The 12,618-nt window shown below is 49.4% G+C and carries 8 protein-coding genes; 4 read left to right on the forward strand and 4 right to left on the reverse strand.

All coding sequences use genetic code 11. The annotated features are described in order from the left end of the window. Positions 1-99 precede the first annotated feature (99 nt). Positions 100-2,100, forward strand: coding sequence for a cation:proton antiporter domain-containing protein (locus OXH18_RS10940; protein WP_268612817.1), 2,001 nt, complete (start codon positions 100-102; stop codon positions 2,098-2,100). Positions 2,101-3,030: 930 nt separating this feature from the next. Here OXH18_RS10940 and crtW read toward each other — a convergent pair. The 3 genes from crtW to OXH18_RS10955 all read right to left on the reverse strand — a co-directional run bounded on the left by crtW (position 3,031) and on the right by OXH18_RS10955 (position 6,373). Continuing rightward, positions 3,031-3,909 (reverse strand): beta-carotene ketolase CrtW, encoded by an 879-nt coding sequence (gene crtW, locus OXH18_RS10945; RefSeq protein ID WP_268612818.1) that lies wholly within the window; start codon positions 3,907-3,909, stop codon positions 3,031-3,033. 771 nt (positions 3,910-4,680) lie between these two features. Continuing rightward, complete coding sequence (locus tag OXH18_RS10950; RefSeq protein WP_268612819.1) at positions 4,681-5,583, reverse strand: ABC transporter ATP-binding protein; 903 nt, start codon at positions 5,581-5,583, stop codon at positions 4,681-4,683. A gap of 19 nt (positions 5,584-5,602) precedes the next feature. Then, a complete protein-coding gene (locus tag OXH18_RS10955; protein ID WP_268612820.1) occupies positions 5,603-6,373 on the reverse strand; it encodes an ABC transporter permease in 771 nt (256 codons plus the stop codon). A gap of 304 nt (positions 6,374-6,677) precedes the next feature. On the opposite strand from OXH18_RS10955, the gene OXH18_RS10960 reads away from it, so the two are divergent. Continuing rightward, positions 6,678-8,621 (forward strand): FAD-dependent oxidoreductase, encoded by a 1,944-nt coding sequence (locus tag OXH18_RS10960; protein WP_268612821.1) that lies wholly within the window; start codon positions 6,678-6,680, stop codon positions 8,619-8,621. Between the two features lie 76 nt (positions 8,622-8,697). Here OXH18_RS10960 and argC read toward each other — a convergent pair whose 3' ends face one another. Further along, on the reverse strand, positions 8,698-9,756 hold the full coding sequence (gene argC, locus OXH18_RS10965) for an N-acetyl-gamma-glutamyl-phosphate reductase (protein WP_268612822.1): 1,059 nt from the start codon (positions 9,754-9,756) through the stop codon (positions 8,698-8,700). A 246-nt stretch (positions 9,757-10,002) separates the two neighbouring features. Between argC and ribBA the strand changes: the two genes are divergently transcribed. Further along, a complete protein-coding gene (gene ribBA, locus OXH18_RS10970) occupies positions 10,003-11,739 on the forward strand; it encodes a bifunctional 3,4-dihydroxy-2-butanone-4-phosphate synthase/GTP cyclohydrolase II (RefSeq protein ID WP_268612823.1) in 1,737 nt (578 codons plus the stop codon). A 200-nt stretch (positions 11,740-11,939) separates the two neighbouring features. Then, a complete protein-coding gene (locus tag OXH18_RS10975; protein WP_268612824.1) occupies positions 11,940-12,443 on the forward strand; it encodes a CU044_2847 family protein in 504 nt (167 codons plus the stop codon). The last annotated feature ends 175 nt before the right edge of the window (positions 12,444-12,618 follow it).

A 12,618-nucleotide genomic window follows, 5' to 3' on the forward strand; every position in this document is an offset into this window, starting at 1 on the left:
GAGCAATGCTTATTCTAGTGGGGCGAAGGGGCGTTTTGGTTGAGTTTTGGCATACAACAGAGATGAAGCCAATGACTTGTCGCAGAGGGATGCAGGTTAATGGAAGCTGAATTGGTGCTGGTGCTCGAAATGGTTGTGGTATTAACGGCTGCAACGGTTTTGGGATACTTGATGAATCGGTTAAGGCAACCAGTGCTGCTGGGTTATTTGTTGGGAGGGATGCTGGTGGGCCCAGTGTTGGGCTGGATTCATGCTGAAAGCGATGTGAGGTCGTTGGCGGAAGTAGGGGTGGCGCTGTTGCTATTTGCGTTGGGGGTGGAGTTTTCGATTAAGGATTTACTGAAGGTACGCACGATCGCGCTGGGCGGTGGGTTGCTGCAAATCGTTTTGACGGTTTTGATTGGGGGTGGCTTGGTTTATTTAGTTGTTCCGGAAAAGACGCTGTCACAAGCCGTGTTTTTGGGGGCTGTGCTTTCACTGTCTTCGACGGCGGTGGTGCTGAAGAGTTTGACGGAACGTAATGAGGTGCACACGGCGCACGGTCAGATTATGCTGGCAATTTTGATTGTGCAGGATTTGGCCTTGGGGTTGATGCTGGCGGTGTTGCCGGCCCTGACACAGCCGCCTGAGGTAATTGGTACTGCGTTGTTTCGGGCAGTGCTGACAACGGTGCTGTTTGGGGTGGTGGCTATTCCGGTGGGGATTTGGGTGATTCCTTTAATCATGCGGCATCTGGCACGAACAGGATCGCCGGAGCTTTTTTTGCTGGGAGTGTTGGTGCTGTGTTTGGGAATCGCATTGGTGACGGCCAGGATTGGCTTGGGGATTGAAATGGGCGCGTTTGTGGCAGGGTTGATGGTGTCGAGTGTGGAGTCAGCGGATCATGCGCTCGATCGGGTATTGCCGATGCGGGATGTGTTTGCGACAGTGTTTTTTGCGTCGATCGGGCTGTTGATTGATCCAGTGTTTTTGTGGGCAAATGGCTGGCTCTTGCTGCTGTTGGTGGCGATCGTCATGGTGGGAAAGGCGTTGATTGTGACGATGATTGTGCGGTTGTTTGGCTATTCGCTGAAGACGGCGCTGACGGTGGGAAATGGCATTAATCAAATTGGAGAGTTCTCGTTTGTGCTGGCAGGGGTAGCGCGAGGGCTGGGCGTGTTTTCGCAAGAATGGTATGGACTAACGGTAGGCACTACGGCAATTACGCTGCTGGCTACTCCGTTTTGGTTCAAGCTAACACCGCATTTCTTTGCGCTAGCAGAACAGTTGCCTGGAATTGGGGGGATGATGCGGGCTAGCCAAGTGCCACGTTACATGGAGGTGGAGGAGGGCATCGCCAATCACATTGTGGTGGCCGGCTATGGGCGTGTAGGTCGAACGCTGGTACGAATTTTGCAATCGCAGGGGCACAAGGTGCTAGTGATTGATAACGATGAAGCAACGCTGCCTAGTTTGCGCCAAAAACAAATTTCGTATCTGTATGGGGATGCATCAAGTGAGTTGGTGCTGGAAAAGGCGCATTTACCTGGTGCTAAAGCGATGGCGATCGCATTGCCCGATCCATTAGCGACGCGGTTAACGCTGAAACGAGCGATGAGTTTGGCTCCGTCGCTGGATGTGACGGTACGGGCCCATATGAATCAGGAGATTGATACGCTGTATCAACTGGGGGCAAAGGAGGTGGTGCAACCAGAGTTTGAGGCGTCGCTAGAGATGGGGGCACATATGCTGCTGCAATTGGGTACACCGGCTCATCGAGCGCAACAAATTGTGAATGATTATCGGGCAGGTCGCTATCGGGAAATTATTCCAGAACAGTCTGAGGATGCGGTGGCGGCTGATTTACAGGCAGCGATAGGTGGGTTAGGTGGACAGTGGTATACGCTGCCCGACGATTCGCTGTTGGTTGGCAGAACATTGGCACAAGCGAATGTTCGAGGTCTGACGGGGGCAACGGTCATGGTGATTAAGCGCCTCAATCGACTGTATCGCTATCCGGATGCTGAAACAATGCTGGAGGGGGGCGATCGATTATTGGTGGTGGGAAATATGAAGGAACAGGCGGCGTTTGAGCAGTTGTTGAAAGGGAAGGAGGAGTAAAGGAAGCGTCGATCAAGAAAGTTGTGGAGTTGCGAGAAAGTTGTGGAGTTGGGGTTGGCTGATGGGCAGCGGCTACCCCCATTTTTTATGGAAATTCCTAGTGTGTCTTCAGAGAAACAATATCCAAAGCAATCTTTTAGAAACAAAATGAGTCTTATTCGTCTTTCATCTGGTCTTATTTAAGTCTTAAATGTTTTTATGAGTCTATTAATAAAATTATGAGTCTTACCTTTGTCTCATAAAAGTCTCAATTTGCTTATTTATAGACTTAAATTAATTTAATGAGTCTCATTTGATTAAGGGAAACTAGCTGAGAGTTGTGCACTCGATGTCTGAATTTTCCAAATTTGAGGCTTCAAGCCAATTCCTCTGAAGTTTGGCAGGCTAGAAGCAAAAAGTTGGATCGTGAGGGCAGCTTGGAGAGGTGGATTATCCTGAAAAGGTAGGGAATGTGCTAGAGGATTTGATTGCAGGCAACCTAGGAGAAGGGCGATCGATTGCTCCTTACTAAGTCCTTTTACTTAAATATTGACTTAAGTTGAAGCGAAAAATTTAGTCCAAATCTAGTCCTAATTTGACTAAGCTCTGCTTGAAATTCGCCCAGAGCAAAGATTTCAAAAATCTGGTTATTTGCGTGTACCGCAACGGGTCAATTGTCATTGAAAAACGCAGGGGCGCTCCAAAGCACTCGTTGGCTAGCCAAATTAAGCTTTCACAGTATTGGCTAGATGGCATCAAGGGAGGTTTAGTTAGACCATGTTGCACACATCGGCAATCATCGATTCGCCGTTAAGCTATTAAGCCAGCATGAACCAGGTCCGAGTCAATTGAGACTCAAACTCTCCTATATAGACTCAAAAAATACAAATAAGTCTAGACTAAGACAACCCATTCGCACTCCCAAGATCACTTCATTGCCTGCTTCATTGCCTAACAATGCTGCCCATCATTTCCTTGGTGGTTTTTCTGTGTGTTGAAGCATTTTGCCCGATGAACAGATGGCAACAACCACCAAGGAACATGAGGATACTCATGGTGCTCCTGATGGTAGCCAAAGTGATAGCAAGTAAGAAACGACCAAAGGATAGGCCACGCAGTAGTTTGAGCGTGATGAGAGTTAGAATAACCACCCGCTGGTCGCCGATGTGGTAGGAAAGTACCAAAGAAAAATAATTGAATGGAACTGAGAACAGAAGGAATAGCCCAAAATAACATCACACTGCTATAGGAAGTATGCAGAAGATAACAAGCGATCTGAAACAGAACCACCAGCCCCAGTAATCGACGCCAACTCCAATACTGAATCATGAAATGAACATACCAACGCAACGGGTTGTCATGCTCTCCATCATGAAAGTCTGGATCACGAGGGCTGGCTGGATGACGATGATGCAGCCAATGCTTTCTGAGAAGACTTTGATAGGAGAATAGCCCATAACAGAGCACAGCCACCCTACCGATCGCATGATTAATCATAGGCTGTTCAGGATAGACCGAACCATGCATAGCATCATGGGCCGTGATGAAAAGCCCCGTCCACAAAAATGTTTGCCAGAACACCGCCAACACCTTAAACCACAGAGACATCTCAGCGATCGGCAACGACAGAAGCAACCCTAAACTTACCGCCCATACACCAAGGATCAGCATAGCCACTACCAACCCAAACCCCTGTACCGGTTGACCAACTGCTCTTCCAAAACGGGCAGCAAAGTCTATCGGCAGACTTTCCACAGGCGAGAGAATCTGTGTCTCAACCAAACTTGTTTCAACCAAAATGTGCTCCTTTGGCAACCAAACTCCAGCCATACATGCAAACCTTCTCAAGCCGCTTTGTCCCGTCCACTATTCAGCCATTTACAGACAAAAGCCAACAAAGCACCAGATTTCATCCAGTGACCGATCGCCTGATAGCGAGGCTTATCTTTATGATTTTTATCGTTTTATGAATTTATGTTAACAAACAAATGAAAAAGCCTTCGTCTATCTCTGGAATCAAAAAACCGCTCGCTGAATCGAGTTCAAGGAATTTAGTTTAAGGACGGCCCAAAAACCGCCCCTACAAATCAGCCAGAAATAGAATCAACCAGAAATGGGCTTGATCTAAAAAAACTACCGCTGGACGCAGTAAAATCACCATTTCAGGGAAATCTCACACTTTCACTTACTAGATTGCACATGTACTGAACAATCGAATGGCGGCTGTAACTTGCCTTCGAAAAGCCAGGGTCAAACGCTGAGAGATTAGTGGTAAGATGCAATCGCTAAGATGATGTTTTGTCAAATATAAACGGAAGCAACTTTAAAAAATGTATGAAAGCAATTGTGTACATAAAATATGGCTCATCGGATATTTTGAAATTGAAGGAAGTTGAAAAATCCACTCCCAAACAAAAGTAATGAAATTTCGATTAAGATATGCGTTAAGATACAGGTCACTATGGTGACATTAACAACTGGAGATTGCAACGTTATTGATATCATCAAACGAATAATTTACTAACTTATCAGCAACGACAAAAGTAATTGAATAATGGCTTTGTTAAGGATGTTATAAAGATAAAATTATTGGGTACAATGTTATCTAAACCGATCGCCCTGCGTTACCTCCACATAGATATGTTCTAGACGCACAGGTTGCCGCGCAATGGAATCTAGCGGAATACCGTCAAAGTAGGCAATGATATCTTTAAACTCCAGCACCTCTGGAAGCCAAAACGCTAAATCACTACCGTAGTAGCGATGCGGAAGACCAAGAGACCGGGCCCGATCGATCGCCTGTTGAGGCGCTGGCGTTTGCATCGTCAGAATTTCGGCCGCTGCAATTTGCTGTCGCAGGTCTGCCAACGTTCCTTCAGCCGCAATCTGTCCTTGTTTCAAAATGCCAATCCGTTTACACAGCCGCTCTGCCTCGTCGAGTAAATGCGTAGTTAACAGCACCGTCATGCCCTGGTGTTGGAGTTGACGAATCAAGTCCCAAATTTCGTAACGGGCTTCAATATCTAATCCAGTAGTAGGTTCATCCAACACCACAAGTTTGGGTTGATGAATCAGGGCAATGGCCATACTCAATCGTCGCTGCATTCCCCCGCTGAGCGTTTCTGCTGGGCTGTGGGCCCGATCGGACAATCCCACATCGCTCAAACACCGCTGCACCCGTTCCTGCCGATCGATCTTCGAGAGTCCGTAAATACGAGCAAAAAAATCCAGATTTTCAGCACAGGTGAGGCTGCGGTAGATGAGATTTTCTTGCGGAGCCACCCCAATCCAGCGTTTCGTTGCTTCCGAAACCGGCCAACCGTTAATTTCGATCGTGCCACCATCAGCTTTCAGGAGATTGCACAAAATGTTGATCGTTGTGGTTTTTCCCGCTCCGTTCGGCCCCAATAGCCCATAGATTTCACCGGGCGGAATCTGCAAACTCAGCCCTTGCAGCACCGATCGCGACCCATAGGATTTTTGCAGTCCATTAATCTTCAGCACTCTGCGCCAGTCTCCTAATTTACAATCTCCTTTCCACTTGCAGCATCCGATAGTAAGACCACCAGCCACCAGCCACCATGAACCCCGCAAACCCCACTAAAAACCAAAAATGCTCGGCAACATCTGCCAAGGCTTCCCCATTTGCTGCCACTCCCAATAAAGCCTCATTCATGTGATAAATGGGGTTGAATTGTGCCAGTTGCAGCAAATTATCAGGAAACAGTGACGCTGGCAAAAACGCCCCTCCCAGAATCAGCAACGGTACGCCAAACGCCGCCACCAGTGCATTCACATCTTCAGTGCGCCGCGCAAATTGCGTTCCTAAAATGAAGCCAACCCCCACATAGGCCAGAATGCTGAGCAAAATAATCAGTCCACTCAGCCACCAACCAGAGAACTCGGCTCCTTGCCCAACAGCGATCGTGCCCACCAGCAGCGTTTGCCCCAACCCAATTGCACTGTGCGCCAAAAAAATCCCCAAAAAGTACGACACCCCACTTAACGGTGAAATAAATAACCGCTTGAGAGTATGCTGTTCCCGTTCAGAAACGACAGTGGACACGCTACCACCCAAACAACTGAAGAATAACGCAGCACCCACTAATGTTGCCGGAGTTGCTTGCTCAAACGCAGTTGCCGTGTCTAAATTAGCTCGCTCGGCCAGAATCAGCCCATTCAGCAGCAATATCAGCACCGGAAAAATGCCCCAAAAGATCAGGCTGCGGCGACGGCGTCCCAACTCGATTAGAATGCGCCGGGCAACCGCCAACGTTTCACGCCAATATTTCATCAAGGTCAGCTTCTCCATGCAGCAACCATGTCACAACTTGACTCAACCGTCATTCAATCCATCATACGTGGCAGGGCATAGCAGAGCTAGCCTAGAAAGCTGCATTGAGATTAGGAAACATCCTGAAAGGTTTTGGGTCTAACCTCTTGTCTGAACACCCTGACCTGTTCAATCAGGGAGTGTAGAAGATGACAAGGACGGTATAATCGCAGCCGATCGCCCCATTCCTAAAAAATTACAAAATATTTTCGGTCTCGTAGGATTTTCGGCATACCGTCAGGATGGAACCGCAACCGACGAATACATGACTTTGTTACTGAGTTCTCTTCCGCATATTTCCCGCCGCGCAGCCCTGAAGTTAATGGGAATTGGCGCAGGCGTTGGATTTTTAAGCTACTCTCGGCTGGCCAAGCCCCAGCCCGCCGTTTTTAATCAAGATGTCTTATCCTTACCCAGAGCGTTGAGCCAATCGCGCCAAGTAGCCGTTGTGGGAGGGGGGTTGGCTGGGTTGGCCACCGCCTACGAGCTAAGCCAGCGTGGGTTTCAAGTGACGCTGCTAGAACGATCGCCGCAGCTAGGCGGCAAAATTGCCAGTTGGCCAATTCAGGTTGGAGATGAGTCGTTTCGCATGGAGCACGGCTTTCACGGCTTCTTCCCGCAGTACTACAACCTATGGGGATTGGTGGATGAACTAGATATTCAGGCTAATTTTTTATCGCTAGATTTTTACTCAGTCGTGTATCGCGGCGATCGCTATCGTCCAGAAGTATTTCGACCTAGTCATTCTGCTTTCCCCTGGAATATCGTTGATTTAGCCGTTTCGTCGGGCAACCGGTTGAAATGGGGATTGAACCTCATCAATCAAGGACACTGGCAAGTCTTTCGCGAAATTACAGGCTTCCATCCCCGTAGAAGCTATGATCGGCTCGATCAAATCTCGGTCGCAGACTGGGTGCAGCACGATTTTCCCAAAGGGCTATACGATTTGTACTTCTTGCCCTTTGCCAAATCCAGCCTGAATGCACCCGACGTACTGAGTGCGGCCGAACTGATGCAGTTTTTCCACTTCTACTTTTTTGGCAACCCAGAAGGACTAGCATTCCGCGGTACGCGCCAAGATATGGGTACCAGCTTAGTTGCGCCGATCGCCCAATCCATCCTCAACAACGGCGGGCGAATTCTCACAGATACGACCATTCGCGATCTGCGCTGGCAGGACGGACAAATTGCATCCCTAACCTACGATCGAGGCACTCAACCAGCCGTTCCCTTTTGGACAACCGTCAGTCCCGTCCTTAATCAAGAGAACCACCCAGTGCGCTATTACGGAGCCGGAGACGAAGTCTATGCCGTGCGCGAAGATCGCCAAGAAGCCCTGTCGCTGACCTGTACGCATCAAGGCTGTACAGTGCAACCTCAAGCAGACGGCTCGTTTCATTGTCCGTGTCATGGAGCCGTGTTTGATGCCGATGGACGAGTGCAGCGCGGTCCAGCCAAACGAGATTTAGCACGGTTCCGTATAGCTCAACACCAAGCCGATCGCCTGCAACTAGTCGCGGCGGTACCTGAGACTACAGTTCGCGAAACTCTCCAAGCCGATTACTATGTCTTTGCCACTGATGTTCCCGGCTTACAGCAAATCTTTAGCCGCGCCACCGGAGACGTACAGCCCGACGTGCAGCAGCAGGTCGCCAATCTTACCGTTGCCGATCCGTTTGCTGTTGCTCGCTTCTGGTTCGATCGCGACTTTCCTTGGCAAAACAGCAATTTTACCTCCTTGTCTGGCTACCGTCTCACCGACAGCATCACCCTCTATCACCGCATTCAGGATGATTACATCGCTTGGGCCGAACGAACCGGCGGCAGCGTGGTAGAACTCCATGCCTATTGCTACAAGGAAAAAGAGTTCCCCACCCAAGCATCCTTGCTACAAACCTTTGAACAGGAATTATACGAAGTTGTCCCCGAACTGCGAGGAGCCACTGTCCTACATCGAGAACTGGTAAATCAGAAAAACTTTTCGGGTTATCCACCAGGTAGCTATGCCGATCGCCCAGAGACAAATACTCCAGTTGCCAACCTGTTGTTCGCCGGAGACTGGGTGAAAATGCCCTTTCCCTGTGGGTTGATGGAACGCGCCATCAGCAGCGGATTGTTGGCTGCAAATGTCATTTTAGAGCGAGAAGGATTGCAGCGCCGTACGCTTTATACAGTGAAGCCGCAAGGAGTACTGTCGATTTTTACTTAAGGGAGGAATGGGTAAAAGGTGATGGGTATTGGCTAATCGGCAGAAAGAGAACCAATGACCGATGACCCATTACCTCCTATGGATAAAATCCCAACTGTGGTAATCCCAACGTTTCGTCCCAGCCCATCATAATATTGAGGCACTGAATCGCTTGGCTGGCTTGCCCTTTCATCAAATTGTCGATCGCCGACATAACAATCACCCGATCGGTGCGCGGATCAACTTCAATACCGATATAACAAAGGTTGGTTCCGGTAGCCCATTTGGTTTGAGGATAAATGCCGCTCGGTAGAATCTTCACCCAAGGAGACGATCGATAAAAGGCTTGATAGATAGTGAGTAAATCATCCCGCACCAAGCCCGGATCGCGCAGTGTGGCATAAACCGTAGACAAAATGCCGCGCACCATTGGGATCAGGTGGGGCGTGAACTGCACCAAGACTTCGTGACCAGCTAAATCGCTGCAAATTTGTTCAATTTCAGGTGTGTGGCGATGGCGAGCCACGTTGTAGGCCCCAACCGATTGATCCGCTTCGGCCAGTAGCATATTAACCGCCGCCTTGCGTCCGCCGCCAGAAGTTCCAGTTTTGGAGTCAATCACCGCTGATTCCGGAATAATTAAGCCTTGTTTCAGCAGGGGCGACAGGGCTAATAAGCTAGCGGTGCAATGACACCCCGGACAGCCGACTAACTGAGCCGTCGCAATCCGATCGCGGTACAGTTCCGGCAACCCATACACGGCCGTTTCCGCGATCGCCTGATCAGTGCGCCGCTTGCCATACCAAGCTTCGTAGGTTTCTAGGTTGCTGAATCGGTAGTCAGCTGAGAGATCGAGTACTTTGCAGCCTTTCTCTAGCAGACTCGGAGCCATATCGCAAGCCAGCCCATTCGGAAGCGACAAAAACACTGCCTGACAGCGATCGCCAATGACATTGAGATCGATCGCTTCAATCATTAAATCCGTGCGATTGGCCAAATGCGGATAAAGATCGGAAAATGGCTTTCCGGCACTGCTATCACCGCCCATATAGGCAAGATCAAGCTTGGGGTGGTCTTGCAAGAGGCGAACAAGCTGCACGCCTCCATAGCCTGACGCCCCTACAATTCCAACTGGCACGCGGTCTGAATCACCCATGATGCCTTATCACTCCAAGCTCGTAGAAATACAATAAGGGAACTTAGTTTGTTGCGTCCATAAAGTTGCATTGACTAAAGTGGTCTTTATCAAAGCTGCATTGTAATACTAAGATTTTGGTGGCAAAGGTAGCCTGTGTTGCCACTCCAAAACGAGTTGACCAGTTACCAATGTAACCAACCTAAACGAGATAGAATCAAGGCAAGGAGCTTTAAAAAAGTTCACATTTCGTTAGGGAAAATGTCCGTGGAACCGCTTCAACACGAGGATGGGCCCTCAGCCCAAAACTTGACCTTTAAGTTCGATTCGATCGCAGCGGCTTTAGATGATTTAAAAGCTGGCAAGGCGATTGTCGTCGTCGATGATGAAAATCGCGAAAATGAAGGCGATGTCATCTGCGCAGCCCAATTCGCCACCCCCGATATGATCAATTTCATGGCAGTAGAAGCGCGGGGATTAATTTGCTTGGCGATGACGGGCGATCGCTTAGATCAACTAGATTTGCCGCTGATGGTCAGTACGCGCAGCTATGAAGACAGCAATGAACAAACGGCCTTCACCGTCAGTATTGATGGAGCCTATCATCTCGGTGTAACGACAGGAATCTCGGCCGAAGATCGAGCTAGGACCATTCAGTTAACCCTTAATCCCAACACCAAACCCAGCGATCTGCGGCGTCCTGGCCACATCTTTCCGCTGCGGGCCAAAGACGGCGGCGTTTTGAAACGGGCCGGACACACCGAAGCTGGCGTTGACTTGGCGCGGTTAGCCGGATTATACCCAGCAGCGGTCATCTGCGAGATTCAAAATCCGGATGGCTCGATGGCGAGATTGCCAGAATTGATTACCTATGCCAAACATCATCAGCTTAAAATCATTAGCATTGCTGACTTAATTAGCTATCGGCTTCAGCATGAGCGGTTTATTCGCCGCGAGGCAGTGGCAGCCTTACCAACCCAGTTTGGTCACTTTCAGGTTTATGCCTACCGCAACCTATTGGATAATTCTGAACATTTGGCGATCGTCAAGGGCGATCCGGCTACTTTTAAGCACAAAACTGTGATGGTGCGGGTGCACTCCGAATGCTTGACTGGGGATGCTCTAGGCTCACTGCGATGTGATTGTCGAATGCAGCTTCAAGCCGCCTTGAAAATGATTGAAAATGCGGGAGAAGGGGTGGTGGTGTATCTGCGACAAGAAGGGCGGGGTATCGGGCTAGTGAACAAGCTTAAGGCCTATTCGCTGCAAGATATGGGGCTAGATACGGTAGAAGCAAACGAACGCTTGGGCTTTCCGGCCGATCAACGCAACTATGGCATGGGGGCCCAGATTCTGAAAGATGTAGGCGTAGAAAAATTCTGCCTCATTACCAATAATCCGCGTAAGATTGCCGGACTAAAGGGGTATGGGCTAGAAATGGTCGATCGCGTACCGTTGCTGATTGAGGCCACCTCTTATAACGTCAATTATCTGGCTGCCAAAGCCGAAAAACTGGGACACTTGCTGCTGCGTACCTATCTTGTCACCGTCGCCATTCAATGGAACGATCACCCGCCTTTGTCTGAACGGTATGAGCGGCTAGAAAAAATCCGACATCTGGCCAAACGCCATGACTTACTGCTGCAAGAAGAAGCTCGATTACTAGCGTTGGCACTATTTGGAGAATCATCACTGGTGTTTCACTTAGGATTCGACCAACCGGATGTGGCTCCGCTCAATTGGTACAATCAATGCAATCATCCCTATCTACAGGCGATCGGTGAGATCTTGGATACCCTGTCTGATTGGTCGGCGGTGCAGCAACTAGAGTTTCTGGTTTCAAGTGGCAGCGATCCCTTCACGAATTTGCAAGTGCAACTCGATCGCCAAATTTTTCACCTCGATCAACCCGCCCAAGCCGATACGGTCAAACCGTCCCAACTGTGTGAATCTCTAGAAACACAGCGAATCTACGTGTTTTCTAGCCACACCATGAATGATTAGGATAATGATTAGGATGGCGATGCGGTTAAGATGCGGCTAAATAACAAACTTACCGTCTGAAAGACAACCATCACCCCATCTCTAGGAATGAGAGCTTCACAAAAAACCATATTCGGTGAGGGGTCACAGACCCGTGCCGAACCAGAAAGCGCTGACGTATCCTCGGATAGCCAATATGTGAAAGTTGTAAAACGAAGGGTATGAGCAAGAAACTTCAACCTGTGCAAATTGATGAAGATACCATCATTTACATTGAAGCAAATGACGACGTCGAAGTTTCATCGGTCATGGTGGAAGGCGAAGAACAAACTCGCGGTGGACAAAAAGGCTGGATGGATAAACCAGCGGCACAGGTCGCTCAAAACTTTCAAGCGATCGAAAGCACAATTAGAGCGTACACAAAATATACGCTGAACGCTTTCCGCGATGCAGCCTTGGCCAATGTTGAAAAAGTAACGCTGGAATTTGGCGTCAACCTCAGTGGGGAAGGCGGCGTTCCTTATATTGCCACGGGAACAGTAGACTGCAACCTATCGATCACAGTGGAATGTGCCTTCCCGGAACGAGCCAAGCCAGCCCAGCCCACAGCGCATGCTGCCGTCCAATCTGCCGTCGCGCAACGCCCACCCACACCGCAGGGGCAACCGATGCCGCGCCAGCCCCATCCTCAAGAGCTACCCAATGGATTCCGATCGCCACAATAGCTAACTAGTTCATACCCATGCTCTATCCAGTTGCACCGCATGCCAACCCCTCCCAACCTCCTCTTGCCAAGGGGGAGGAGCCGCTGGCAGTGGAGTGAATCCGATGCCGCATGACAAGGAATGGGGATCACAATCAACCTGTTCCGATCAGAAACCGCCGTTAAGATCCGATCGC

Origin of the sequence: Thermocoleostomius sinensis A174, from assembly GCF_026802175.1 — a bacterium.
Lineage (GTDB): Bacteria > Cyanobacteriota > Cyanobacteriia > Elainellales > Elainellaceae > Thermocoleostomius > Thermocoleostomius sinensis.